The organism is Paeniglutamicibacter terrestris (assembly GCF_012271785.1).
Classification (GTDB): Bacteria; Actinomycetota; Actinomycetes; order Actinomycetales; family Micrococcaceae; genus Paeniglutamicibacter; species Paeniglutamicibacter terrestris.
Genome location: NZ_JAAWVT010000001.1, coordinates 351,998 through 378,187, shown reverse-complemented (window position 1 = coordinate 378,187; position 26,190 = coordinate 351,998). Strand labels below are relative to the sequence as shown.

The 26,190-nt window shown below is 60.7% G+C and carries 24 protein-coding genes; 11 read left to right on the top strand and 13 right to left on the bottom strand.

The window, feature by feature from the left end; translation table 11 throughout:
* The first annotated feature begins 282 nt into the window (after positions 1-282).
* On the top strand, positions 283-1,839 hold the full coding sequence (locus HED64_RS01735; RefSeq protein WP_210149254.1) for a chitinase: 1,557 nt from the start codon (positions 283-285) through the stop codon (positions 1,837-1,839).
* Between the two features lie 22 nt (positions 1,840-1,861).
* On the opposite strand, the gene HED64_RS01730 is transcribed toward HED64_RS01735, so the two are convergent.
* Positions 1,862-2,845 carry a tetratricopeptide repeat protein gene (locus HED64_RS01730; protein ID WP_132359444.1) on the bottom strand — a complete coding sequence of 328 codons (984 nt, stop codon included), beginning with the start codon at positions 2,843-2,845 and terminating at the stop codon, positions 1,862-1,864.
* Between the two features lie 241 nt (positions 2,846-3,086).
* Between HED64_RS01730 and HED64_RS01725 the strand changes: the two genes are divergently transcribed.
* A complete protein-coding gene (locus HED64_RS01725; RefSeq protein ID WP_168150382.1) occupies positions 3,087-3,242 on the top strand; it encodes a hypothetical protein in 156 nt (51 codons plus the stop codon).
* 243 nt (positions 3,243-3,485) lie between these two features.
* On the opposite strand, the gene HED64_RS01720 is transcribed toward HED64_RS01725, so the two are convergent.
* Together HED64_RS01720 and HED64_RS01715 are read right to left on the bottom strand one after the other, a co-directional pair.
* On the bottom strand, positions 3,486-3,623 hold the full coding sequence (locus HED64_RS01720; RefSeq protein ID WP_168150381.1) for a hypothetical protein: 138 nt from the start codon (positions 3,621-3,623) through the stop codon (positions 3,486-3,488).
* Between the two features lie 65 nt (positions 3,624-3,688).
* Complete coding sequence (locus tag HED64_RS01715; protein WP_245325594.1) at positions 3,689-4,765, bottom strand: enoyl-CoA hydratase/isomerase family protein; 1,077 nt, start codon at positions 4,763-4,765, stop codon at positions 3,689-3,691.
* A 120-nt stretch (positions 4,766-4,885) separates the two neighbouring features.
* Between HED64_RS01715 and HED64_RS01710 the strand changes: the two genes are divergently transcribed.
* Positions 4,886-7,489 carry a SpoIID/LytB domain-containing protein gene (locus HED64_RS01710; RefSeq protein WP_168150380.1) on the top strand — a complete coding sequence of 868 codons (2,604 nt, stop codon included), beginning with the start codon at positions 4,886-4,888 and terminating at the stop codon, positions 7,487-7,489.
* A gap of 25 nt (positions 7,490-7,514) precedes the next feature.
* Here the strand turns inward: HED64_RS01710 and HED64_RS01705 are convergent, their stop codons facing one another.
* Together HED64_RS01705 and HED64_RS01700 are read right to left on the bottom strand one after the other, a co-directional pair.
* The gene (locus HED64_RS01705; RefSeq protein WP_168150379.1) at positions 7,515-8,450 is read right to left on the bottom strand and encodes a LysR family transcriptional regulator; all 936 of its coding nucleotides are present in this window, start codon (positions 8,448-8,450) and stop codon (positions 7,515-7,517) included.
* 85 nt (positions 8,451-8,535) lie between these two features.
* Positions 8,536-8,790: a hypothetical protein gene (locus tag HED64_RS01700; RefSeq protein WP_132359438.1), complete on the bottom strand. Its 255-nt coding sequence runs from the start codon at positions 8,788-8,790 to the stop codon at positions 8,536-8,538.
* A 137-nt stretch (positions 8,791-8,927) separates the two neighbouring features.
* On the opposite strand from HED64_RS01700, the gene HED64_RS20015 reads away from it, so the two are divergent.
* Positions 8,928-9,056: a hypothetical protein gene (locus tag HED64_RS20015; protein WP_255557069.1), complete on the top strand. Its 129-nt coding sequence runs from the start codon at positions 8,928-8,930 to the stop codon at positions 9,054-9,056.
* Positions 9,057-9,101: 45 nt separating this feature from the next.
* Here the strand turns inward: HED64_RS20015 and HED64_RS01695 are convergent, their stop codons facing one another.
* Entirely contained in the window at positions 9,102-10,094 is a 993-nt protein-coding gene (locus HED64_RS01695; protein WP_168150378.1) for an LLM class flavin-dependent oxidoreductase, read from the bottom strand.
* Positions 10,095-10,184: 90 nt separating this feature from the next.
* Between HED64_RS01695 and HED64_RS01690 the strand changes: the two genes are divergently transcribed.
* A complete protein-coding gene (locus HED64_RS01690) occupies positions 10,185-10,850 on the top strand; it encodes a hypothetical protein (protein ID WP_168150377.1) in 666 nt (221 codons plus the stop codon).
* An 85-nt stretch (positions 10,851-10,935) separates the two neighbouring features.
* On the opposite strand, the gene cspE is transcribed toward HED64_RS01690, so the two are convergent.
* The 3 genes from cspE to nirD form a co-directional block, all read right to left on the bottom strand.
* Positions 10,936-11,139: a transcription antiterminator/RNA stability regulator CspE gene (gene cspE / locus HED64_RS01685; protein ID WP_007271190.1), complete on the bottom strand. Its 204-nt coding sequence runs from the start codon at positions 11,137-11,139 to the stop codon at positions 10,936-10,938.
* Positions 11,140-11,384: 245 nt separating this feature from the next.
* Positions 11,385-12,176, bottom strand: coding sequence for a sirohydrochlorin chelatase (locus tag HED64_RS01680; RefSeq protein WP_168150376.1), 792 nt, complete (start codon positions 12,174-12,176; stop codon positions 11,385-11,387).
* Positions 12,173-12,550, bottom strand: a complete 378-nt coding sequence (gene nirD, locus HED64_RS01675; RefSeq protein ID WP_168150375.1) for a nitrite reductase small subunit NirD — start codon at positions 12,548-12,550, stop codon at positions 12,173-12,175. Before nirD ends, HED64_RS01680 begins: the two co-directional genes overlap by 4 nt.
* Positions 12,551-12,889: 339 nt before the next feature.
* Between nirD and nirB the strand changes: the two genes are divergently transcribed.
* From nirB to HED64_RS01660, 3 genes are read left to right on the top strand one after another with little or no spacing between them, the layout of a single operon-like run.
* Entirely contained in the window at positions 12,890-15,523 is a 2,634-nt protein-coding gene (gene nirB / locus HED64_RS01670; RefSeq protein WP_168150374.1) for a nitrite reductase large subunit NirB, read from the top strand.
* A complete protein-coding gene (cobA, locus tag HED64_RS01665) occupies positions 15,520-16,539 on the top strand; it encodes a uroporphyrinogen-III C-methyltransferase (RefSeq protein WP_168150373.1) in 1,020 nt (339 codons plus the stop codon). Before nirB ends, cobA begins: the two co-directional genes overlap by 4 nt.
* Positions 16,536-17,681 carry a uroporphyrinogen-III synthase gene (locus HED64_RS01660; RefSeq protein ID WP_245325593.1) on the top strand — a complete coding sequence of 382 codons (1,146 nt, stop codon included), beginning with the start codon at positions 16,536-16,538 and terminating at the stop codon, positions 17,679-17,681. Before cobA ends, HED64_RS01660 begins: the two co-directional genes overlap by 4 nt.
* Here the strand turns inward: HED64_RS01660 and HED64_RS01655 are convergent.
* Entirely contained in the window at positions 17,678-19,219 is a 1,542-nt protein-coding gene (locus HED64_RS01655; protein ID WP_168150372.1) for an MFS transporter, read from the bottom strand. The two genes, HED64_RS01660 and HED64_RS01655, sit on opposite strands and share 4 nt — an antisense overlap.
* Positions 19,220-19,331: 112 nt before the next feature.
* Here HED64_RS01655 and HED64_RS01650 point away from each other — a divergent pair, with 112 nt between their 5' ends.
* Both HED64_RS01650 and HED64_RS01645 read left to right on the top strand, forming a co-directional pair.
* Entirely contained in the window at positions 19,332-19,874 is a 543-nt protein-coding gene (locus HED64_RS01650) for a TetR/AcrR family transcriptional regulator (RefSeq protein WP_168150371.1), read from the top strand.
* A gap of 8 nt (positions 19,875-19,882) precedes the next feature.
* Positions 19,883-21,139, top strand: coding sequence for an MFS transporter (locus tag HED64_RS01645; protein WP_168150370.1), 1,257 nt, complete (start codon positions 19,883-19,885; stop codon positions 21,137-21,139).
* Between the two features lie 3 nt (positions 21,140-21,142).
* On the opposite strand, the gene HED64_RS01640 is transcribed toward HED64_RS01645, so the two are convergent.
* The 3 genes from HED64_RS01640 to HED64_RS01630 form a co-directional block, all read right to left on the bottom strand.
* A complete protein-coding gene (locus HED64_RS01640) occupies positions 21,143-21,775 on the bottom strand; it encodes a trimeric intracellular cation channel family protein (protein WP_425351763.1) in 633 nt (210 codons plus the stop codon).
* A gap of 90 nt (positions 21,776-21,865) precedes the next feature.
* On the bottom strand, positions 21,866-22,417 hold the full coding sequence (locus HED64_RS01635) for a DUF1697 domain-containing protein (RefSeq protein WP_168150369.1): 552 nt from the start codon (positions 22,415-22,417) through the stop codon (positions 21,866-21,868).
* Between the two features lie 116 nt (positions 22,418-22,533).
* Positions 22,534-23,841, bottom strand: a complete 1,308-nt coding sequence (locus tag HED64_RS01630) for an Nramp family divalent metal transporter (RefSeq protein WP_168150368.1) — start codon at positions 23,839-23,841, stop codon at positions 22,534-22,536.
* Between the two features lie 369 nt (positions 23,842-24,210).
* On the opposite strand from HED64_RS01630, the gene HED64_RS01625 reads away from it, so the two are divergent.
* Positions 24,211-26,172, top strand: coding sequence for a S9 family peptidase (locus tag HED64_RS01625; RefSeq protein WP_168150367.1), 1,962 nt, complete (start codon positions 24,211-24,213; stop codon positions 26,170-26,172).
* Positions 26,173-26,190: the final 18 nt, after the last annotated feature.

Genomic DNA, 26,190 nt, shown 5'->3' with positions numbered 1-26,190 from the left:
CTCCCCAGCGAATCGACGTGCGCGCTAGGGCGTCTGATTACCCCTAATGCACTTCCAATCCTGATCCTAGCGTATGATCCTTGCGTGATATGAATTTTGAGATCGATAACTATGCTCAAGATTTGCACAAGATTTGCACAAGATTCCCGCGTCTACAAATTTATTCCCTTGGCGTTAAAATTTATCATTTCTCGTTGAATTAAATATCGATAAATTGCCTTACTGTGGAAAGTTTTTACAGATTGCGCGAAATGATTATGAATTGAGTTAGATGTGCCTAAAATGACCGCTGGCAGGCATCTGTCATGGATCCGCGTCTTCATTGTTGCCTTGGTGATCTCCGGATTGGTGGGGACCGGGATCTACTTGTGGAATACGAATCGCGATTCGGCCAGAGCCGCCGACACGGGGCGCTGGTACGGTTCCTACGTGGACGCGACTTCGACACCGTTCTATCCGATTGCCGAGAACGTAGCGCGGGGACAACGAGTTGTCCTCGGGTTCGCCGTGGCGGATCCTAAGGACCCATGCGTGAACTCCTGGGGTGGTTACTACTCCATGGACAGTGCCAATGAGACGTTCGACCTGGACCGCAAGGTGGCTCGGGTGCGTGAACAAGGCGGAGAGATCGTTATTTCCACCGGTGGGTTGAACAACGACGAACTCTCCACCGCCTGCACCGACGAAGAGAAGATCATCGCCGGATATGAGTCGTTCCTTCAGCGATACGATTCCAGCACGCTCGATCTGGATGTCGAGGGAAACGACCTCGAGGATTCCACAGCTTCCCTCCGGCGTGCTTCTGCGGTGACTGCCCTTCAAACCCGTGCCAAGGACGCAGGGAAGCCCTTGGAAGTCTGGGTGACCCTTCCCGTCGATACCAGAGGTCTGACCGAGTCCGGCCTCGGCGAAGTCAAGCGGCTCCTTGAAGGTGGTGTGGACCTGGCGGGAGTGAACTTAATGACGATGAACTTTGGGGCTACGCGCGCCGCGGGCGACAGCATGGCAGCGGCATCGGAGCAGGGCGCACGCAGCGCCCACGCACAGCTCAAGGCGCTGTTCGGCCAGTTGGGGCGAGAGATGGGGGACCAAACACTGTGGGCGAAGATCGGTCTCACACCGATGATCGGCCAGAATGACCTAATTGGCGAGGTATTCACGTTGGATGATGCCAAGGCATTGAAGGATTTTGCTGTCGCCACTGGCGTAGGCCGGATTTCGATGTGGTCAGCGAACAGGGACGCGGACTGCGGGCCCAACTTCCCGGACCTGCAAAGGGTATCGAACAACTGCAGCGGAACCAGTCAGGATGATGGAGCTTTCGCCAGCCTGCTCGCTGCCGATCTAGACTCCGCCGGCGCCCCGGCGAAGGCAAACCCGTCACCCATTCAAGCCCCCGCCGAGACGGCCATCGTCGATGACCCCGAGAAGAGTCCTTACCCGGTATGGAACGCCGAAGCCGCCTACCCAAAGTCGGAACGCCTCGTATGGCGCGGCAATGTCTACGAAGCAAAATGGTGGACCCAGGGAGAAGCTCCGGATCTGCCGGCCAGTGATGCGCGCGCGACCGCCTGGACGCTAATCGGACCGGTACTTCCCGGCGACAAGCCGGAGGAAACTGTTAAGGTGCCGGCAGGAACGTACCCGGCATGGGCGGCCGGAAAGGTCTATGAAAAGGGCGATCGGATCGTTTTCGACGGTCGGATTTTTGAGGCCAAATGGTGGAACCAGGCGCAGAGTCCAGACGCCGCGGTGCAAGGCGCCGTCGATTCACCGTGGTCTCGTCTGAGCAACGAGCAGGTTAAGACCATCCTCAAGGAATCCAAGAAGGCTTCGTAGGCTGACCTGGCACGGCGCCGGGTCAGTGCTCAGCTGTCTTTTCGATCCGGGCAGCGTGGTCGCGTTCCCGGCGAGCTTCGTCGGTGTACCCCAAAGCGTCGAGTATTTGTGACCATAAGAGGTGCACCGTCGCGTCCTCAGGGGCACCGCAGCCGTAGGCATCGGCCAGTGCCTTCTCCAACAAGGAGGACGCCTCTTCAAGATCACCGTTTGCCACGTACCATCGTGCCCGGGTTCCGGCCAAGCCCAGGAGTTCCACGGCGCTGCCTCCGATGATGTCGTAGGCCAGTTGGGCACGGACAATGCAGTCCTCGGTGCTTTGGTTGGCAACTCCAGCCTGCAATTGCACATCGGCGCTCGCATTGTTGAACCGGGCCCACATATGGATGTCGTTGATCTGTTGCAGTTGGTCGGCCGCGCGCTGGTGATAGGCGAATCCCTCGGCGACATGAGCCTTCGCGAACGCGAGGTTGCCAAGTGTCCAAAAACCCTGACCGGCCAGCAAAGTGTCCTCAACGTGTTCCAACGTGTCGGACAACCGGCTGTGGATGGCCCAGGCCTCGTCAGCCTTGTCCGCCTCAACCAAACACGCAATGATTCCCTGGTAGGCCTCGGCGCGGGCATGGTCGCTATCTTGGACTTCTGACATGACAGCAAGGGCCCGGCGTGCGGTTTCTACGGCTTCTTCGTGCCGGGACTGGTTGCGCAGGGCCGCCGCACGCAGGATCAGGACCTGGACCTTGAATACCAGGTCGCTTTGCATCCGCGCGAAAGCCATGAGGTTTTCGGCGGTTTGGAAAGCCGCCGCATACGCACCGGTAAGGATCTGGCTTTTTCCCAAGTCGTAAAGAAAGTCGGATTCCTTTGCTTCATCTCCCAGTTCCCCGTAGATGCGGGCACACGCCCTGGCTGCTTCCAGCACCTGCTGCTGATCTCCTGAAGTCCGGATCCTGCGGTGGTGCGCTTCCGCCTTGGCGGCAAGGAATTCGAGTGAACGGTGGGGCATGCCCTCAATTATGCTCCATGCGGCGATGGACAACGTCAGAATTCCCGTCCGCCGAAAGTCCGAGAATAGACTAAAGGGCAGGTGACACGGAAAATTTCTATGACGAATTCACTCGGATGAGCACAGGTGAGCACAGGTGAGCATTAGCATAGCTCTTTGGGGTTGCCGATCCGTTTAGGGTGCGGGCATTACGGGCATTGCCCCGATCACTCGCCCGAATATTGATTGAGATGGAGAATATATGAAGAAGATCTTGGGTTCGGCCCTTGCCGCAATGCTGCTTGCCGGGGCAGTGGTCGTTGGCGGTTCCGCCGGCGTTGTGCAGCCCGATAGCGGTTCGGCGCAGAGCGCTGGCATCGTTAAGACCTTGGGCGGAAACAACAACTGGCCGTTGTAGGTTCCACCCGCTTCGGCCAAAGCCAATACAAGTTCGGTTAGCCCGGATTTTATTTAGATGCAGGGGGCCGCTGAGTTCGGGAAAATCCCGGATCAGCGGTCCTTGCGTTTTTGGGTCATGACGGTGGCGGCCGTCTCGCTGGCCGGAGGGTCGGGTAACCACCGCCGAAACGCGTGTTCTGTCGTCTCTAAGGGACACTGCGGCGTGCCGGTCCTAAACCACGGTGCGCTCGTGGGTCCAGTGCTAGCGCAGCCGAGCGAATCCGTCATGAAGGAGGAAGAGCAGGAATGCTTCGGATTCAGCTTCGGAGAGCAGCATCTTTTTGCGTAGGGCACTGCCCTGCGACACTTCGCTCAGCTCGTTGATAGAGGTAAGAAACATTGCCTTCCGTGGCCGCGGACTCACATGCTACTGGGGCAGTGAGGCAGGACAAGACTTCAGCAGCGCTATTGCTCCACGGTGATCAGCGCTGCAATCTCCCGCTCGGTGGCCGGATCTACAGTCAGTGGACTCCAGCGTGGTGAGCGGTCCTTGTCGATGACCTGGGCGCGGATGCCCTCGGTCAAATCCCCGCGGTACATCAAGTATTCGGCCACCCGCAGTTCACGATCCAGTGCCGAGCGCAGATGATCCTCGGTGCGTGCTGCCCGCACGGCGCCCAGCGCGCAGTGCAGCGAGGTGGGGGAGTTGGCCTGAATGGCAGCAAGCGCCTCTGCGGCGGCCGGATGGCGCATCGTCGAAAGCCGCTGAATGATCTCCGGAACGGTGGGTGCGCAGAAGGCAGCATCAATCCACGGCTGTTGGCTGGCGAGCGGGGAAGCGGCAAAGAAGCCAAAAAGTACCTCGATGCCAGCGGCGATTTCCGCCGCGGGCATCGAATCGAAGTCGGGTAGTGCCTCAAAGATTTCCTCGAAGCGATCTTGGCTCACCATCATGTCGGCAAAACCCAGTTCTACCGCGTCGGCACCGGTGAAGCTGGTCCCGGTCAGGGCCAAGTATTCACCCACGTGCCCCGGGGCCCTGGCCATCAGCAGGGTGGATCCCACATCGGGAGAGTATCCGATGCGCGCCTCGGGCAAGGCAAAACGAGCCTCTGGTGTGGTGATGCGGATCGAAGCATGGGAGGCCAGGCCGATCCCGCCGCCCATACACAGGCCATGGACCATGGTGATCACCGGTTTGGGATAGTTGGCGATCATCTCATCAAGGGCAAATTCGAGTCTCAGTAACTCTAGGAAGCGTTGGTGTTCCCCGCTGCTGACCGCTGCGTGAAAGTCCTTGATGTCCCCACCGGCACAAAATCCGCGTGCCCCCGCACCCTGCAGGATGACCATGGAGATTTTGGTATCGGATCTAAAGTCCGTGAAGATCCGAGTGAGGTCTTCCAGCATGCCCAGGGTGAGGGCATTGATGGCCTCGGGGCGGCGCAACATCACCAGACCCAGCGAGCCATGGGTGGAAGCGGTGATGATGGACGAGATGACAAAACTCCTGTTTGATGGCGTGAAAGGTGCTGGTGCCAAGATATCGTGCACCACCGGGTGAGGCGAAACTGCTGCCGAGTTAATGCAGCTGAAGTATGATCAGATTTCATGGCCCCGGGTGTAACCGGACAACGCCGTCGCGCCGCCCCAAGGAAACCGATGAGACCTACCGCCCTGATGCTTGCTGCCACCTTGTTCGTCGGCGTGCTGATTCCCGGAACCGCGGCCGCGGCAGCTCCCTCGATCACCACGATGGTGCCGGCCGCACCTATCGCCGAGTCCAATGCGACATACCTGGCTAAGGCCGCCATAAGCCTTGGCGGCGCCGACGCCACCACCGGGAAGCTGAAGGACGGGCGACTGTGGCGTTCGCACGGCGACGGAATTGTGGTGTATTCCGATACTCGTAAGGCCTTGACGGTCCGCAATGCGTTGGCCCAGGCGTGGGCGGACACCGGCTGGGAAAACGGTAGGTTCGGCTACCCGACGGCCGAACAGTACAGCTACGGAGCCGACACCCGGCAGGCCTTCACCGGTGGCATTCTGGGTGCACGCAGCAACGGCACCAGCTACTGGCTACCGGCGCCCAAGCCGGGGGACTTCACCCTCGCAGGTTCCGGCTGGGGGCACGGGGTAGGGATGAGTCAATACGGCGCCCGCTCCATGGCCGAGGAAGGCAAAAGCGCCACCTCCATCCTGCAGTACTACTACAACCCGGCCACCGTCACGGCCAGCACCAGCTCGGCAGCCAGTGACATCCGTGTGCAACTGCTCAAGTCAGCGACCAGCTCGCTGAGCGTTGCCGGCGGAAAAATGCGCGTGATTGATCCGACGGCCAAAAAGACTTACACGGGGGCGGCGGGTTCCACACTGTCCTTCTCCCGTAGCGGCACCTCGCTGAGCTATACGTTTAAGACCCCGGCCGGATACGACGTCATTGCACGCGACCTGAACAAAGACGGGGTCAGGGACATAAACCCTGCCCCGCAAGCCAACTTGGTCACCGGGAAATTGCGCATCCAATGGGAAGGCACCCGGGCCTGGCCCGCATCTACCGCGGCAACCCTCTTGATCAACAAGTCCAACGCCGAATCCACCTCACCCGGGATCTACCGCCATGGCGTGCTGGAAGCCGGGATACTCAGCGATCAGGTCAATCTGGTGACCTCCTTGCGGCTCAACGATGAGTATCTCTATGGTCTGGCCGAGGTTCCCTCATCTTGGCCCTCGGCGGTGCTCCAAGCCCAGGCCATGGCCGGACGAACCTACGCGATGCGCAAGGTGAATACGCTCAAGTCCTCCTGTGACTGCAACGTCACCGATGAGACGCTGGATCAGAAGTTCACCGGATTTGTGAAAGAGAACGAACAGCTCGGTTACGGAGCCAAATGGAAGGCGGCAGTTGACGCCACCCTCACGCGTACCTCCACCGGTGTTCCGGCCACCGGGAAGGTCGTCATGTACGCCGGGCGACTTGCCGATACCCTGTACTTCTCCTCAAGCGGAGGGGCCACCCGAAACAGCGAAGATGTCTGGTCAACTCCATTCCCGTACCTGCGCTCACGGAGTGATCCCTGGTCACTGAAGACCAACGCGAACAACCCGTACAAGACCTGGAGTCAAAAAATCACCCAGGCGAAGTTGGCCCAGGTCTTTGGACTCAAGGAAGTGGCCTCGGTAGCCTTCACCAAGTCCGCGGATCTGACGATTAAATCGGCGACGGCAAAGTCCTCAACCGGCCTCAGCAAAACCCTGACCGGCAACGCCTTCCGCGGCTCGAGCACCGGTGTTGGTGCGTTCTCGGCGTGGATCACCAGCATCAAACCGATCGTGGCCGCCCCGGTAGCAACAACCATCAATCCGAGAAACTTCTGCACCACCACGGTGAAGGTCGGGGCCAACCTGGCCACGGCGGTTTCGGCTGCCGTCGAGGGAGCGGTGATCTGCTTGGACGCCGGAACTCACAAGCCGAACAACCTCACGCTTAAGCCTCGCCAGTCCCTGGCGGGTAATACGCGATCCAACACTCGTTTGGACGGAACCGTCGCGGTCAGCACCACCGTCTCCGGAACCCTGCAGCGGATCTACTCCACCAAGATTCCGGCCACGGCACCAACCGGGCTGGCCTGCACCACCGGCAACCTCTGCAATAGCACCCAGATACTTTATGCCAATGGGGCAGCCCTCAAAAGGGTCACCAGCAAGGCCGCGGTGGTGGGCGGAACCTACTGGATTGATCACAAGAACCGATCCATCTATACGACCAAGGCCAGCAGCACCACCAACAAATACACCATGGCCTCGGCCACCCGTTCGGTGAATCTGGGCACCTGGTCCAAGCTGGGCAATGTGTACATCATTGGCTACGCAAATCCGAGCAACACCGGTGCACTGTGGCTTAAGGGTGCCCACTCAACGCTGTATGCCTCGACCGTCGCCTGGAATCACGGCATTGGCGTGCAGAGCAACGGACAATCCACCACGATCAGCGGCTCCTTGGTCCGGCTCAACGGGCAGTCGGGAATCACCGGCTCCACCGGGAAGAACTCGATCATCAAGAGCACGGAAATCAGTGCCAATGGCTGGGCGGGGTACAAGCCGACCACGTTCACCGGTGGCATTGCCGCGTCCGGTTCGGCCACAATGAAGGTTTCGGGATCCAAGATCTTGGACAATCGCGCAGTGGGCAATACCAGCGGCGTGCGCACCACAAATGGGGCTGTCGTCTCGGTGAGCACCAGTACTGTCAGCGGCAATAGCTAACGAAGCCTACTCCACGGCGCAGTCTCTAGTTCTTGGTTGGGGCGATCTCTAGCTCGGCCAAGACTCCGGCCAGGCGATCCATGAAGACGCCAACCTTCGGGTTTTCTCGCGTCTCGGGGCGCAGGGCGAAAATGCTGCGGGCGAGGCGTATTTCCGGTGCATCGATGACTTGAATGCCGGCTGGCGCCTGGGCCATGGCCAATTGGGGAACCAAGGCAGCTCCGAGCCCGGCGGCAGCCATCTGCAGGGAAGCATTAAAGTCATCGCTATGTGCCACCACGCGTGGGTGGAGATTAACCGCGTCAAACAATCGCGAGATCACCGTTGCATCGGAGGTGCCGGGGTGGTGGATGATCCAGGGCATGTCCGCCAGCTGGTCGGCGCTGAAAATCGAGGAGCCATCAAGCTTCCATGAGGCCGGAACCACCACCCGGAACGGATCGTCCCCGAGCCATTGGCGTTGCAACTGTGCCGGCCAGGCCAGCCCGCCCTGGCCCACCTGGAAGATTAGGGCAACATCTAGATCGCCGTCCCGACGCAGTCCGCCGATGGTGAGTTGAGGTTCGCCCACATTCACCCGCAGGGCTATGCCGAGCTTGTCCCAATCGGCCGATCCCAGCAGTCGAGGTAGCGCATAGGTAGCCAGCGAGGGGAAGATCCCGAGGTTCAGTTCCTGCAGTGGCTTGCCACTGGCGTCCAAATCGGGGGTGGCCGTCGCCGCCATGAGCGTGTCGATATCGGTGAGGACTCGCCGGGCATGACGGATCATGGTCAGAGCGGCGGGAGTGGGGTCAATGCTCTTAGCCCCACGCGCAAAAAGCGTGGTTCCGGTGTCGCGTTCAAGAGCCGACATCTGCTGGGAGACGGCCGAGGGCGTGTAACCCAAGGCGAGCGAGGCTGAAGCAAATGACTTGTGCTTCACCACTTCGATCAGCGTGCGCAGATGAACCGGATTGACCACTGAAACTCCCGTGCCGTCCAAAAAAAAGGAAAGGGAGCGCGACCGGATCGGTTACGCTCCGCTTCCCATCCTATGGCTCAAGCGGCTATTGGTTTTCTTCTTCCGAGATTTCGTCGTCGGTCCACTCTTGCTCAACCGTTTCTTCATCACTGTCTTCGTCTTCGGCGGTGAGGTCATCATCCAGGAGATAAAGGTGTTTGCGCAGCGGGTCGAGGGCCGTCATGGACTCGGGACTATCGGAGGAGCCTTCATAGGGTTGCCCATCTCGACCATCACCGGGCTCGAACATGTCATCATCAAGCGGCTCGTCGAAGACCGTATCGTCAAAGGTACTGCTCATCGTTAACCCTCACTTTGCCATGGGACGGGATATTCGGATGAACCCCGATTGATTACAGCCTATGTCCCATCCGGGTCTATGGGAATGGGCATTTTTTGGACGCGGGATCGTGCCTTCGTTGGGCGTAGGCTCAAGGGATGGATAGTGATATTGCGGCACGCTTCTTCACCCCAAGGGTTGCGCGTTCGCCACTTCTTGCCGCGGCTGGCATGCTCCTGATCCGGCTGAGCATGGCGCTGGATGATGACTGGCCGTTGAAACAGTGATGGCCGCCGGGGTATCCCCGGCGGCCATCACTTGTGATCCGCGTGTTAGCTGGCCAGCTTCATGGCCTTCGCGGTGATCTTCACGGATTCCAGACGCTCGGCGGCGCTGCTGGAATTGTGCACGGTGATCAGTTCATCGGCGCCTGCGGTGCGAGCGAATTCTTCGAGGTAGGCACCAACGGTGGCCTCGTCGCCGACGGCCGTGTACTTGAGCATCTTCATGATCGATTCCCCATGGGAGGAGTCGAGCAGCATTTCCACCTCGGCATCGGTGAATTCGGTTTCCCGGTTTCGTCCCAGGAACATCCGGATGCGGTCGCGGCGGACCTGCTCCATGATGGTGTGGGCCTGCGCATTGGTGGATGCGGCGACCACACCAACGCCCGCAATCACATGGGGTTCGGCCAAGAACTCGGACGGACGGAACTCTTCGCGGTAGACCGAGACGGCCTGGATGAGTGCGTCGGGGGCAAAGTGCGAGGCAAAGGAATACGGCAGACCGAATTGAGCGGCCAGCCGGGCGCCGAAGAGGCTTGAACCCAAGATGTACAGCGGGACGTTGGTATTGCGTCCCGGGTAGGCGTGAATACCCTCGATGCGCGAAGCATCCCCGAGGAAGGCCTGGAGTTCAAGGACATCGTGTGGGAAGGCGTCGGAGGCCGCAGGGTCCCGGCGCATGGCCCTAAACGTTGCCTGGTCGGTGCCGGGCGCGCGTCCCAGGCCCAGATCGATGCGTCCGGGGAAAAGCGTTTCCAGGGTGCCAAACTGCTCGGCGATCACCAGCGGGGAGTGGTTGGGCAGCATGACGCCGCCGGCACCCAGACGAATGGTCTTGGTGTGGTGCGCGATGTGTCCGATGAGTACGGCCGTCGCCGAGGAGGCGATGGAACTCATGTTGTGGTGCTCGGCGTACCAGACGCGTTGGTAACCTACCGCTTCCGCGGTTTGCGCCAGTTCAACGCTCTCGGCGAAGGTTTGTGCGGCGGTACCGCCACGGCGGATAGGGGCAAGATCAAGGATCGACAAAGGAATGCTCACATCATCGGCAACTAGCCTGCACGGTGATTCATTCCCGTCAGTGGCTAGGAGCACACTCCGCAGGCCGCTGCACGCGTAGCATCAGGGAGTATGAAGCAGTTGGCCGCATTGCTGGTCGGTAGCTTGCTAGCCAGCGCCCTGAGTGGCTGTACCGAGTTGGTTCCGGATCCGCCCGATCCGGCGCCAGCCACCCGCACGGCCCCGAATCCGTTGCTGCAGCTGCCAGCAGATTGCCCACACAGTGGGGCCCTGGCCGAGTCGGTGAGACTGGGGGAGGGCAGCGAAGCGCAGCTGGCCGCAGATCTGTTGGCCGCGGTGGATCAGTGGGTGAATGCCGGAAGCGCCATGCTGACCAATGAACCGCAATGGGTGGATTCCTCTGTGCCCGATCATTGTCTAGCGGATCTGGCGCAGGTCATTGGCGCGATGCACGCCGGCACGCTAGTGGCCGGCGGTGGGGATCCAACCACGGCGGCATTCCAAAGAACAATCATCAAGGAAAATCTGCTTAACCTTCAGACGGCGCGCGCTCAGGGGCAGGCCAGTGATGTGAAGCGTGAATTGATGGTGTTGCAGCAGGGCTCGCGGTCAGCGGAGGGTGCCTTCTTGAATCTGATTGTGCGCCGGGTTAACGACGGGGAGCCGACGCCGCGGGCCGTGGAGGAATGGACGGTAATTTTGGCGCCGCAGGGGTCCCAGCTCTTCATCTTCCATGTGGAGAGAAAGGACGTGAAACACGGTTCCTACAGTTGGTAAACGGGACTTAAATAACATGAGCGCCTCTCCCGAAGGAGAAGCGCTCATATCAGTCAGCTAGAAGCTGCAGGTGATGATCCGGAGCTTAGACAGCGCGGATATCGGTGGCCTGCAGGCCCTTCTGGCCCTGGGTAACTTCGAACTCTACGCGCTGGCCCTCTTCGAGCGAGCGGAAGCCGTTCGACTGAATGGCGGAGTAGTGTGCAAAGACATCATCCGAGTTGTCGTCCGGAGCGATGAAGCCGAAGCCCTTTTCGGCGTTGAACCACTTAACGGTACCTGTTGCCATGATGGGGGTGTCCTTTCGAGACTGTCCTGAAATGGGACGTAGGGGAGCGAACTCCACTGTGGAATTCACTTGCAGCTACGTGATTCAACGCGGTTCAGAAAGGTACTCGCCCCGGCAACGGGGTATTTGCACTGCTTTACTGCGAGAAAAACTAGAACTACAAGCTCTACGGTACGCTACTTAGCGCCCGGTTGCTACCATCGGGGTACTTTTGGAGCAATGTTTGCCGCAAATACCCCGATTGTTTACCTCCGAGTTGACTGGTGGTACCGGCTAATAACGATATCCACCAGCTCCCTAGGAGGAGATTGTGTGGGAGCCAAAAGGGGAGCGCTCAGCACGTCAGGGGCGCTTAGGCCCGCCAAACGGGCGAAATATCCCGGCGCCAGCAGGTAACTTGCCACCACGGTGCGCCGCCCCGGATTGTGTGTTCGGGCATAGGCGAGAGCATCCTCTAGCCGAGGTTCCTCAGCTGAGATGTAAGCAACAGTTACCGGAACCTGCAAACTGCCCGCCAACAGTTGAGCCATATAACGGCAATCCTTGGTCCCTTGTGGATCGGTGGTTCCGGCGCAGGCCATGATGACGGCTTCCCCCGGCATCCAGCCCGCCTCTGTTAGTCGCCGGTGCATCAGTGCAGCAATCGAAGCATCCGGGCCCAATGGGGCGGCCACCGTGGTTCCGGCACGTAGGGCAGCTGCGGCAGTCAAATCTTTTGAGGCGTGGGTGCCGGCAGATAACAGCAGAGGAATGATGGCGGCTCGATGTTCGGTGCCAAGAGTGGAGGAGGCCAGTAGGGTCTCAACCCGTGGTTCCTGCACATCAACAAATGCGCCGTGCACCCTGATGCCATCAAGGGCCCTGGCCACCTCATTTACTAAGGAGAGAATGGCTGCGCGTCCGCTGGGGCTATCGGTCCCGTGGGATACGGCCACTAGTTCGGGATAGGGATCTGCCTCTACCCAGCCGAGCCAGGCCGAATGTTCAAGGCGTGGTGAAAGCAGCGTGTGAGCACGGGGTGCGGCGTCGATGCTCATGATCCGGTCTCCATCCAGAGGGTGTCATCCAGGTTGTGCACGGCGAAGATGGGCAATGCGACGCCGTTTGCGCTGAGGCATGCACCGGTGTCCAGGCGGTACACCTCCTTGTGCAGCGGGCAGGCGATCGTGGGAACGCGAGTGCCGCCGATCGTCTTATCTCCGAGGATGCCGCGGGCCATGACCTTGGCACCGGACCCCGGGCAGTGGTGGGAAGTGGCATAAAACTGGTTGGACTCGGTGCGGTACATGGCGACCTGTGTGCCGTTGACCCATGCTGCTTCACCCCACCCCGGTTCGAGGTCGCCGGTGGTGCAGACGGCCACCATGGACGTGGTGCTTTCGAGCGTGGTTTCTTGAACTGATGCACTCATCGCTTGTCCTTTCATCGGGGTGTTTGTTCGATGAATTGAGCTTGTCAGGCACGTGTTACAGCGGTGCGGGTCAGATATTGCCGATGCGTAAACCCCGGCTCACGGGTGCGGCCGTGGGGATGTGAACTTCGCTGAGTCATCAAAAACAGCCACGGCGCAAGCAATGGTCTTTCCCTCTGTTTCGAACGTGTTTCTCGATCCTCACGAGGCGGTATGCGCGGGGGATAGAGAGTTGTCACGAATGAAACAAAAGGGAAATTGGTAGGCAAAGCGCGTTTCCTAGGCTGAAGACAATCAAGCAAGCGTCACCAGCGCAAGAGTGAAAGTCGGGTAACAGACATGGGTACAGGAAACGGCATACGCCGCATCGTAGTCATCGGTGGCGGTCCAGCCGCACATCGCTTCACCGAAGCCATGGCAAAACGTGAACCAAGCAATCTCGACATCACCGTACTGACCGAGGAAGCACACGTTCCCTATGACCGTGTTGCCCTGACCAAGGCCCTGACTAATACCTCCGTGGACCTCACCCTGGGCGACCCGGGACTGTGGGCCCAAGAAAACGTCACGCTGGTGACGAATGCCGGCGTGAAAACACTGGACAGCATCAACCAGCTGGTCATCACGCACGACGGGCGCAGCTTCGCCTACGACGAACTGGTGCTGGCCACCGGATCAAATGCCGCAACCCTGCCGATCCCGGGCAATGAACACACCCACGTGTACCGCACACTCGAAGATGTCTGGGCCATCAATGCCGGCATCCAGCACCTCGCCGCCCAGCTGGGCCGCAAGCCGGTAGTCGCCACCATCGGTGGCGGACTGCTGGGACTCGAAGCCGCAGCCGGATCCCAATCCTTGGGCGCCGAGGCAGTGGTCATTGACGGCGGCAAATGGCTGATGGGCACCCAGCTGGATGAGGGTGCCGGCCAGGCCATGGGCCGACTGATCGCACAGACCGGATTTAAGGTTCACGGTGGAGTCTTCCCCAAGGAAGTCACCACCGAATCGGTGGACGGCGTTTGTCGGGTCACCGGCGTCCTGATGGCCGACGAGAACCACATCCCGGCCGACATGGTGATCGTGTCCATCGGTGTGCGTCCGCGTGATGAACTGGCCCGGAACTACAACCAGATGATTCAGGACACCGGCGCCCACGCACCGGTCTTTGGTATTGGTCCGCGCGGCGGGATCGAAATCGACGAGCACTGCGCCACCGCTGTCCCACATATCTGGGCCATCGGCGAGGTCGCCAACTTTGCTGGAATGTGCATCGGCCTGGTGGCCCCGGCCAACGCCATGGCCGAGGTACTCGCGGCTCACCTCCAGGGTGGGGAGGCAGCCTTCACCGGCTTTGATACTGCCACCAAACTGAAGCTTTCCGGTGTGGATGTTGCCAGCTTCGGTGACGGGTTCGCCCGCACCGAGGGCTCCCTGGAGGTCGTGTACGCCGACGCGGCCCGCGGCCTGTACCAAAAGATCGTGGTTTCCTCCGATGCCAAGGTTTTGCTCGGTGGCATCTTTGTGGGAGACGCCAGCCCGTACCAGGCGCTGCGCCCGCTGCTGGGCCGCGAACTGCCCGCCGAGGCCGGCGCCTACCTCAGTGCGCTCGGCGGGGAGGTGCCCGATGGGGATCTGCCCGATGACGCGGTGCTCTGCTCCTGTAATAGTGTCTCGGTTGGTGCCATCAAGGACGCGGTGGGTGGTTGCGGGTCCTGTGAGGGCAGCGAACCGGTGAACGATTTAGCAACACTGAAAACCTGCACCCGCGCCGGAACCCAGTGCGGCTCCTGCGTGCCGATGCTCAAAAAGCTCATGGAATCGCAGATGACCAAAAACGGCGTCGTCGTCTCCACCGCCATGTGCGAGCACTTTGAACTCTCCCGTTCCGAGCTCTTCGAAGCGGTCCAGGTTGCCGGGCTGCACAGCTACCCGGCCATCATGGAGCGCTTCGGCAAGGGTTCGGGTTGCGATATCTGCAAGCCGGTCATCGCCTCGGTGCTCGCCTCCCAAACCTCGGGTCACCCGATGGAAGCCGGATTGGCCGGCGCCCAAGACACCAACGACCGCGTCATGGCCAATATGCAAAAGGACGGCACCTACTCGGTGGTCCCACGCATCCCGGGCGGGGAAATCACCCCTCAAAAACTCGGAGTGATCGCGGCGGTTGCGGAAAAATACAATCTTTATACCAAGCTCACCGGTGGCCTGCGCATCGATATGTTTGGTGCCCGGCTCGAACAACTGCCGGAAATCTGGAAGGAGTTGGTGGACGCCGGATTTGAATCCGGACAGGCTTATGGCAAGTCGCTACGCAACGTGAAGACCTGTGTTGGTTCCTCCTGGTGCCGCTACGGCATGCTGGACTCGGTCGCCATGGGGATCGAGATGGAGCTGCGCTACCGCGGGCTGCGCGCCCCACACAAGTTCAAAATGGGTGTCTCCGGATGTGCCCGTGAATGCGCCGAGGCGCGTGCCAAGGATGTGGGTGTGATTGCCACGGCCGAGGGCTGGAACCTGTATGTGGGTGGTAACGGCGGGGCCAACCCGGCCCACGCCCAACTGCTGATCGGCGGGCTCGATGATGCAACACTGCTGCGCTACATCGATCGGTACCTGATGTACTACATCCGCACCGCGGATAAACTTCAGCGCACCGCTCGCTGGATGGAGGATCTGGAAGGCGGAATTGAGCACGTGAAGTCGGTGGTGGTTGATGACTCACTCGGCCTGGGCGCGGAGCTTGAGGCGGCCATGGAAAACCATGTGGGCAACTACCAGGACGAATGGGCTGCCACCCTGGCGGACCCGGAAAAGCTGCGCCGCTTCCGATCCTTTGTGAACGCACCGGATCAGAAGGATGAGGATCTCACCTATATCGCCGAGCGCGGGCAGCACCGCCCCGTCGAGCCGGTCTCACTCGGCTCTACCATTTCTATTGGCGCTCCGGCCACCGGGAGCGTGGCATCATGATTCCGGGACTTGATTTAGCAGGTCAGGGCGTCCTGATTGCCGGCGCCCCCTGGGCAGCTCGGCGCGCGGTAGCCAGCTACATGGCGGCCGGAGCGAAGGTCGCAGAGCTCTACACCAGCTCAGAATTCTCCTATCGAACCGGAATCGATCCAACCATCCGGTTAGTGATCACCATCGATGACGGTGCCTCCTCCTGGGCCAAGCTTCGGGCCGCGGCCCGGCACTCCGGAATCTTGCAGCTCAGCGAGCCGGCAGCGGCACGGGAAGGCAAAATTATTCTGGTGGGGGGAGGCCCCGGTAGCGCCGATCTGCTCACGGTGCGTGGCACCAACGCCCTGGCCATGGCCGATGTGGTGTTCCATGACCGCCTGGGTCCCGGGCAAGATTTAGCCGAATTGGCACCCGGAGCGCAGTTGGTGGATGTGGGCAAGGCTCCCGGGCACCATAAGGTTCCGCAGGAGCAGATCCAGGAGGGCATGATTAAAGCTGCCCGTACCGGGGCCACCGTGGTGCGGCTTAAGGGTGGAGATCCGTACGTCTTTGGTCGTGGTTCCGAGGAACGCGAGTCCGCCTTGGCTGCGGGTGTCAATGTTGAGGTGATCCCGGGGATCAGCAGTGCGATCTCGGTGCCGGGCGTTTCGGGGATCCCGGTAACGGCACGCGGAGTATCCAAGTCCTTCACCGTGGTGTCAGGTCACGATCCGTTTACCGAAACCGAGCTGAGCCACCTGGCCGGCATGGGTGGCACGGTGGTGGTGCTGATGGGTGTGGCCACGCTGCAGCAAACCGCGGCGGGCCTATTGCGCCATGGACTTGCTGCCACCACTCCCGCCGCAGTTATTGAACGCGGTTTTACCGATTCGCAGCGCAGCACCCGAGCCACCCTCGGCACGCTGGCCGAAGCGGTGCTCCGTGCCGGGTGCACCAACCCCGCGGTGATCATCATCGGTGGGGTCGCGGCCCTGGGCGAAGTGCCCGAAAATGTTGCGGCATTGCTCCCGGCGGCCGTGCGATGAGCGCGCTGGCGACCGGGTACGCCCCGGAAATGATCGATGTTCCGGCTGGAGTGCTCTCCGGTTTCCGTATCGCGGTGACCTCCCAGCGCCGCTCCACCGAACTCATTGAGGCATTACAACGCCGTGGGGCCACGGTATTACACGCCCCCACGCTTTCCATTGCTCCGTTGGAGGGGGACGAGGAACTACTCGCCCGCACCCGTCGCGTGCTGGAAATACGGCCCGACTACGTGGTGGTCTGTACCGCCTATGGTTTTAGGCGCTGGTTTGAATGTGCCGAGGCCGCGGGCATGGGCGATGAGCTGGCCGAGGTGTTCCGCTCCGCCAAGATCCATGTGCGCGGTCCCAAGGCCCTGGGCGCGGTCCGGGCTTTGGGCTTTGATGCCGAGTCCATGGCAGCGGACGAACTGACGGGGACCTTGGTGGCCGAGCTGGCCCCTGATCTGCAGGGCAAATCGGTGGTTTTGCAACACCATGGGTACTTCGATACCGAGGCCACCGCCGCGCTCTTGCGTGCCGGTGCCACCGAGGTCGTGAAGATTAGCCCGTACCGCTGGGTGCCACCGGCGGATCCGAGCAAGTTGGAGGTGCTGGTGCGCGCCCTGTGCGCCGGCTCCTTGGATGTCTTGACCTTTACCAGCGCACCGGCGGTACATGCCCTGTTGGACGCCGCACGGTTGCACAACCTGAAGGATGAGCTGTTGGCGGCCCTGCAGTCCTCGCTGTGTACCGTGGCGGTGGGCCCGGTGACCGCCGCACCGCTGCGGGCTCTGGGTATTGAACCGCTGGTGCCCGAGCGGCACCGGATGGGCGCCATGATCCGTACCCTGGTGGAACATCTAGGAGCCAACGGATCGATGGAATGTGTCACGATGCTGGGACTGTGCCAATTGCGCGGGGATACGATTCATCTTGAGGGTGTGGGCGGGCAATACGAGCTGGGGGATTCGCAATTACGCATCTTCAAGGCGCTGCTCGCGGCCGGGGGAAATGTGGTCGCTCGCCCCGCCCTGGCAGCATTGCTGCCCGAGGGTTCCTCGGATCATGCATTGGATATGGCCGTCAGCCGGCTGCGCCGGGCGCTGCCCGACGCCCGGCTGATCTCCACCGTGGTGAAGCGCGGTTACCGACTGAACACCTAGACGGCGGCGCGGCGCTGGCGTAGCACCACCGCTACGATCAGCGCCGAGGCCAGCGCCAACACCATGGCAATGGCCGCGGTGTAGAGCACACCGGTATCAAAGGCATGAGCAGCCGATTCCAGTAGCTTGCCAGCCGCAGTCGGATTCAACGTGGTGGCGATCTCGTGTGCCCCACCCAGGGTCTGGCTGGCCGTCTCGGCGGCGTCCTGTCCGAGATTTTCCGGAAGCTGCACATTGGTGCGGTACACAGCATTGAGGATCGAACCGAGCACCGCGGTGCCCAACACCGATCCCACCTCGTAGGCGGTCTCGGAGATTGCCGAGGCAGCCCCGGCCTGGGCCGGCGGCACAGCGGACAGGGCCATGTCATTGGACAGCGTCTCGCTCAATCCCACCCCGGCCCCCAGCACGCTGAAGGCAATCATAAGTAGCGGCACGGAACCCGACTGCCCGGTCAGCATCACGATGCCGTAGGCCGCGGCGTTGAGCCCCAGACCCCACGCCATCACGTGGCGCACGGCAAAGCGCCGGGTTAGGCGGACGGCCAACAGGCCGAAGATCACGGTCAGTGCCAGTCCGGGAAGCAGGAGCACCCCGGCCATCATGGGCGTGTAGCCGGCGACCAACTGCAGATGCTGGGAGATGAAGTAGATGAAGCCCACCAGGGCAAAGATGCTCATCAGGTTCACGGCAAGCGCCACGGAGAAATTGCGGTTCTTGAACAGGCGCACATCAAGCATGGGGTTCTTGCGCGCCAACTGACGTCGGGTGAAGGCCGCGCCGGCACCGATGCCCAGAGCGATCGCGAGTACGGGGATGACCAGCGAGTGTCCGCTGGTCATTTCCTTGATGCCGTACACGATGGGCAGCAGCGTCAGGATGACCAGGCCAATGGAGATCGGGTCAATGGGCCCGGGGCTCGGGTCCTTGGACTCCGGTACCAAGATGGGGGCAAGGATCAGCAGCGGCAGTAGCATGGGCACGGCGATCAGGAAGACAGATCCCCACCAGAAATGCTCCAGCAAGAACCCGCCAACCACCGGACCCAACGCCGCACCCCCGGAGAAGCCGGCGGCCCAGATGGCGATGGCCTTGCGGCGTTCCAAAGTATCGGTGAAGATATTGCGGATCAGTGAGAGCGTTGCTGGCATCAGCATGGCACCGAAGATGCCCAGCAGGGCGCGGGCCGCCACCAGCTGATCGGCGCTGGTGGCAAAGGCGGCCGCGGCGGAGACTGCAGCAAAGCCGGTGGAACCAATCAGCAGCAATCGGCGGCGTCCAAACCTATCCCCGAGTGAACCCATGGGGACCAGCAACCCGGCCAACACCAGCGGGTAGATGTCGATGATCCACAGCAGCTGGTTGCCGCTGGGCGACAGGGCGGCGGAGAGCGCTGGCACGGCAAAGCTGAGCACGGTGTTGTCGATGGAGGTCAGGAGCACCGGGAACATCAGGACAAGAAGAGCTGCCCACCGTCGGCGGTACATGGTGCCGGTAACAGGGTTGGAGAGGCGCTGGTTCAGGGGAGATGTGCTCATGATGCGTGACGTTTTCTGTAGAGAAGGATGATCCTGACAATCGTAACTGTACCGTCCGGACGGTATAGTTACAATGTGACGATCCAAACATCAAAGGGATAAGGTTCAGTACATGTCTCGACCGCCAATAGCCAAGGAAAAGATCATCGATGCCTACGCCTCGATGCTTTGTGATGACGGTGAACGCGCAGCCACCATCGAAGCCACCGCCGCCAAGGCAGGGGTTTCTAAGGGCGGGCTGCTCTACCATTTCGCCTCCAAGGAAGCCTTAGCCCTCGGCGTGATCGAGGCCCTGCACGCGATCGTGAAACAAGACCTCGAACTGATGGCATCAGCCCCAGAAGGCCCAGCACGGTATTTTGTGCGCACCTCCACCCTGGTGGGCTCGGAGCTAGATCGATTGTTCCTTGCCGTTTTGCGGCTGGCCCAAACCGGCCACGAGCCCTCGATTGAGGCGCTCGAATTGGTGCATTCGAGCTGGCTGGACCAAATCCGCACCGAGGTGAAAGACCAATACGCTGCTCAAACCATCATGCTCATCGGCGAGGGCCTCTACTACCAGTCCTCCATGCCCGGACCCTGGTCGCGCGGCACCTTCGGTAAGGATCTGGACCACCTGCTGGACCAGGTGGAACGACTCAAGAACGGTAGCTAAAACACCCCATGTCTCTGACTCCACGCCGCGAAAAGATCGCAGGCCGGATTGGTGCCCTGCTGGGCATCCTGCTGATGGCGCTGTCCCTGCGGGCGGCTGTCGTCTCGGTGCCGCCGCTGCTGGGGAGTATCGGCCCGGAGCTTGGCTTTACCTCCTTTAGCACGGGATTGCTGGCCATGTTGGCTCCCGTAGTCTTTGCCGCTTTTGGGCTGCTGACTCCGCGGCTGATCCGCTGGTTAGGCTTGGAGAAGGTGCTGCTGAGCGCGGTGCTATTGGCCGTCGCGGGGCAGCTGTTGCGTGCCACCGTCGGGGAGGTCAGTAGTTTCCTGTTGCTCTCGGTGATCACCCTGGCCGGCTATGGCATGGGCAACGTGGTGCTGCCTCCTTTGGTCAAAAAGTACTTCCCCGATCGGTTGGCAGTGGTGACCTCCGGTTATGTCACGATGCTGGCAGTGGGCACTTGGATGAGCCCGCAATTCTCCGTCCCGCTGGCCACTGCGACGAATTGGCGCACCTCGATTGCCGCGTGGTCTCTGCTCTCGGCAGTGGTCTTGGTGCCGTGGGGTATCCAACTGTTCCGGGATCGGAAAAACAAACGACCCGATACGCCGTTGGTTAATGGTCTGGTGGCTGTTCACCCCGTGCGCATTAACCCTTGGAAGTCGCCGGTCGCCTGGGGACTGGCCATTTTCCTTGCGGGTAACTCGGCACAAACGTATGTCTACTTCACTTGGCTGCCTCCGTATCTGCGGGACCAGGGTCTGGATGCTGCGGCGGCAGGTTCAATGCTTGCCCTCTTCGCCATCCTGGGTCTGCCGGTCAGCCTGCTGGTGCCCCTGATCGTGCCTCGGCTGCGCCACCCGGTGGCGGCGGTATTGGTCTTTACCGGCTGCTGGATCGTGGGGCACCTGGGGCTTTATCTATCACCTACCGATCACACCGTGGTGTGGATTATCTTCTCCGGATTGGGTCAGGGCACCTTTGCCATCGCCCTGTTGATGATGAACCTACGCTCACGCACCACCTATGGCTCCGGGGTACTCTCCGGGTTCAGTCAGGGGCTCGGCTATGCGGGGGCAGCGATCGTGCCGTTGCTCTTTGGGATTGTCAAAGATGCCACCGGTGGATGGAGCGCATCTTTTGCCATGCTTGCGGGGTGCATCTTGGTGATGCTCACCGGTGCTTTTATGATCAATGGGCCGCGCAAAATCGAGGACGGCAAGAATGGGCCCAGTCCCGCCATTGAACTAGAGCGCGTGCTTTAGCCCCTACCTCAGTTGAGTGTCGTGGTGCCACGGGCCCACGGCCTTGGGCACCCGCCAGTCCAGCTTCAGGGACAGAATGCGCAGTGCAAAGACCACGGCCGTAACACCCAATTCCCAGGTCCAGCCGCGAATCCCCAGCATCCAAAGCATCGCGATCAGTCCGGATCCCATCATGGCCGGTACCGCGTAAATGTCATGCGGATCAAAGATCGACGGGGTTTTGTTGGCTATGACGTCGCGGATCAACCCGCCGCCCACGGCCGAGGTGACGCCGAGCAGCGTGGCGGAGAAGGGGTTCATTCCGGCTTCCAACGCCTTGATGGTGCCCGAGGTACAGAACAGCGCTAATCCCGCCGCGTCAAAGATGAGTAGCGGGCGCACCAGTCGTTGTACCCCTGGTGCCACGAAGTAGACGAGCAGGGTGGCTATAGCTGGTGGGATGAAGTAGAACGGGTTCACAAATGCGGTTGGCACCACGCCGAGAATTAGATCGCGCACGATGCCGCCACCGAACCCGGTCATGCCTGCGAGCAAGAAGGAACCGACAATGTCGAAGCCACGACGGGCGGCCAAGAGGGAACCGGAGACGGCAAAAAAGAAAACACCCAATAGATCAAAGAACAAGGGGATGGTCACTTGGGGAACTTTCTCTCGTTCTGGTATTTCTCACGTGGTGAGTCGGACGCAACTGCACACTACGCCATGGCCACGTTGTGGCGGGCTTAGTTACGCACTGGCTGCGCGCATGGCCGCGTCAATTTTTTCGATGGTATTCATATTTCGGGTGGTCACTAGAAATTTGGAAGCCACCTTGGTGAAGTGTTTTGCCAAAGGGGTACCCAGGCTGTCACCGCGCTCGACCTCCCAGCAGATGCCATGCCCCAGCGCGGCAAGGCGTTCGGTGGCCGTGGGATCTGGGGCGTTGTTAAGGATCGCTGCCGCGTCTTCTGTGGTGCTGGTGAGTACCAGATAGCGGTGTCGGGCGATCCCATCTTCGGCTGGAACAAAAGGATACTCCTGGACAAAATGGTCCAGTTGCGCAGCGTCTTGCACGATCACCGGGATCTCTCGGCCGTAGTGCTCGAGCAGGGCAGCTTCAATACGATTCTTAATGACCAGGGGATCGGCTTCTTCGGCGGCCAGCACCACGTTGCCACTGGCTAGAAAGGTGCGAATACTTTCGAATCCTGTGTCTTGCAGCAGCGTGGTCAGGTCCTTCATGAGGACCTTGACGCCACCGACGTTGACCCCGCGCAAAAAGACAGCAAAGAAATTCATGTGGCCAAGTCTGTGCCGTGCTTGGGTGCTTGTCCAATGACGAGAGAAGAATGACGCTCGGGGCCCTAGACCGCCGGATACGGTCTAGGGCCCCGAGCATGGTGGAATCAGAGTGGCTAGGCGCCCCAGAGTGGCGAAATGGCCTTGTAGAGCTGCTGGACACCCAGGGAAATGAACAGTGCAGCGGTGATGGCCAGCAAGATGTTGGTATGCAACTTGTTGGACCAAGCTTTGGGGATCCGTTTGCCGTTAAGTAGGCCCAGCAACGTCACCGCAAGGAACGGCATGAATAGCGAGCCCAGCACGCCGTAAGCCAGGATCAGGCCGATCGGCTGCTCAAGCAGGAACAGGATCATTGGCGGGAAGGTCAACCACAGGACGTAGAACTTGAAGTACTTGCCGCCCACGCGGGTGTCGGGGTGACCCGATTCCTTGCCGCGCATGTTTCCCCAGAAATCGGCGAACATCAGCGAGACGCCATTCCACACGCCAATGATTGAGGAGAAGGAAGCAGCCCAGAAACCAATCAGGAACCCGGTACCCACCACGTCTCCGTACTTCTCGTTCAGCACATTCGTCAGGTCCAGAAGCCCCTTGTCGCCGGCACTCAGTGAGACACCCGCGGCGCGAACCACCTCGGCACCAACAATGAGCATGGCAATGACAAAAATTCCGGTGATCACGTACGCCATGGAGTTATCAATGCGCATGACCTTCATCCACTTGGGCGTGTACCAGCCCTTTTCACGGAGCCAGTAGCCGTAGGCCGCTAGGGTGATGGTGCCGCCCACGCCGCCGGCCAAGGCCAACGTGTAAACCAGACCGCCGGAGGGGATCATGGGGATGAGCCCCTTGAACATCTCGGGGATGTTCGGTACGGCAATGACGGCCAGACCCACGACGGTGACGAACATGATGCCCACCAATACGGCGGTGATCTTCTCGAAAATTTCGTAGCGGCCAAACCAGACCATGACGAATCCGGCCAGGCCCATCAGCACCGCCCAGATCTTCAGGTCAACCGCCGGGAACATCGCGGCCAGCGGCAGGGCGGCCGATGACATGGCGGTGGCGCCGTAGACGAAGCCCCAGATGATGATGTAGGGGCCGAAGTACCAGGTGGTCCACTTGCCCAGTGACTTCCAGCCTTCAAAGATGGTCTTTCCGGTGGCCAGGGTGTAACGGCCGGCGCCCTCGACCAGAATGATCTTCAGAATGACACCGATGATCACCGCCCAGAGTAGGCCGTAGCCGTAGCGGGATCCGGCCACCAGAGTGGCAACCATGTCGGCGGCACCGACACCGGTGGCCGCGACCACCAAGCCGGGGCCAACGATCTTCCATTTGGCTGGCTTTCCGCCATCATCATCGATGCGGTCGGAGTGGATAATTTTTGTTGGCGGTGGGGTGTTTCCAGTTGGCATGATTGACTTCCTTGTCCCTCGAAGTTGCCTGAGGTGCGAGTGTTGGAATCTGTTGATGGACTCCGGGCTGTTTTGGGTCGGCAGGTCTCCCGAAACAGCCATGCGGCGGTGCTGCCGCCGGGTTCATGAGGAAGCCGGTGGTGATGGACCTCGGCATCCTTGCCATGGCACCACCCCGCAATCCTCGTGCGCTGTAGGTCACATTCAAGCTACAGGTGCACGGCCGGAAGTGGGCCTGCCGCGCCGAGTATTAACACTTTCTTAGCACAACTGGTGCTGAAGCAGAGCGCTAAGGGTACGTCGGGTCGAGACAGCACCCCACGTCGCACGGGCATTCACGCCCGAGCACCGGGAGGCTAGGATCGCTTCATGACTACGCGTTTGCCCTATGGCTCCTGGCCCTCGCCCATTTCCGCTCAAGACGTCGCGGCCGGAACCACACCCGTGGGTGGCGGCACCTTCGTGGGAGAAGAGATCTGGTGGCTCGAAGGCCGCCCGGCTGAGGGTGGTCGGCTCACGGTACTGGCACGGGATGCGAAGACCGACCAAGAGCCGCGCGAACTGGTCTCTAGCCCTTTCAACGTACGCAGCAGGGTTAACGAATACGGGGGTGCAGCCTGGGCAGCCATCCAGGTGGGCGGTACCCAGAAGCTAGTATTTGTGAACTTCGCGGATCAGCGCCTATATCTTGCCGGTGCGGACGGCGGCACCCCGGTCCCACTGACCCCGGACAGTGCCGGTACCGATGGGGATCCCGCCTTCCGTTTTGCCGAAATCATTGAGGGCACGGATCCCAGAAGTGTCTTGGCCATTTGTGAGGATCACCGTACCGAGCTGCGCCGCTACATCGTGGCTGTGCCACTGGATGGATCGGCCGCCCAAGATGCTCAAAAGCTCACCGAAGTCACCCACTCATCACGCTTTGTTGCTGCTCCTCGCCTTAACCCCTCCAAGACTCGCCTGAGTTGGATTTCTTGGGAACACCCACAGATGCCGTGGGATGGCACCGAGCTGCACATTGCCGACGTGGAGGCGGGCAAGGCTATCAATGATTCGGTGGTGGCGGGATCCACCACCGAATCGGTGCTCCAGCCCGAATGGCTCAACGACGACGAACTGGTTTTCATCTCCGATTCCAGCGGCTGGTGGAATCCCTACCTATACACAGCCGCCACAGGAAATCGCCGGGCCTTGTGCGGACGTGCCGAGGAATTCGCCGGCCCGCTATGGACCGTGGGTCAAAGTTGGTACAAGGCCATGGATTCCAACACCTTGCTCCTCACTCACGGTACTCACGGTTCGGCACTGGCATCGTTGAACGTCTCTACGGGAGAGCTGAAGGAACTGCCGCTTCCCTTTACACGGCTATCGCCCTGTGCCGTGCGTGGGAACCAACTCCTAGCCACAGCCACCTCCTTGGTACAGGGAGATGGGTTGCGATTGATAAACCTCGAAAGCCTCGAGGCGATTAATGTGTCTCTGGCGCTGCGTGATTTGCCGGAACCGTTCGCGCTGCCCGGAGCCGAGGCCATGGAATTCACCACGACAGATGGCTCACCAGTGTATGCCCACGTTTATGCTCCCAAGCTGGGGGACCTGCAGGGCCAAGAAGGGGAGCTGCCACCCTATGTTGCCTTTGTCCACGGTGGGCCCACCTCCCAAGCCTTCGCCCAACTCTCGTTGTCCATTGCCTACTACACCTCCCGCGGCATTGGTGTGGTGGATGTGAATTATGGTGGCTCCACGGGCTTCGGACGTGCCTACCGTCAACGCCTCAACGGTGAATGGGGCGTGGTTGATGTACAGGACACCGTCGCGGTGCTCGACGGCATGGTGGCGGCGGGACTGGCCGATCCCCAGCGACTGGCCATCGAAGGCGGATCCGCCGGTGGGTGGACGGTATTGAGCGCGCTGACCACCACCAAGAGGTTCTCCGCCGGAATCTCGCGCTATGGAGTCTCGGACTTGGTGGGACTGGTGCGTGACACCCACGACTTCGAGTCCCGCTACATGGAATCCCTAGTGGGGCCCTACCCCGAGGCCGCACAGCTCTACGCGCAACGTGCCCCGATTAACCACGTGGAAGATATCAGTTGCCCGGTGCTGTTGCTCCAGGGGGATCAGGACAAGGTAGTTCCTCCGGCCCAGTCTCAGGTGGTCGCAGACGCACTGGCTGCCAATGGCATACCTCATGCGTATGTACTTTATGCGGGGGAGCAGCACGGCTTCCGGCGTGCGGAAACCATCATCAACGCGCTGGAAACCTCGCTAGGGTTCTACGCCGCAGTCTTCGGCTTTGAAGCAGATGTCCCGGTGCTTGACCTTTCCTAGAAATAAGAAAATGAGGAA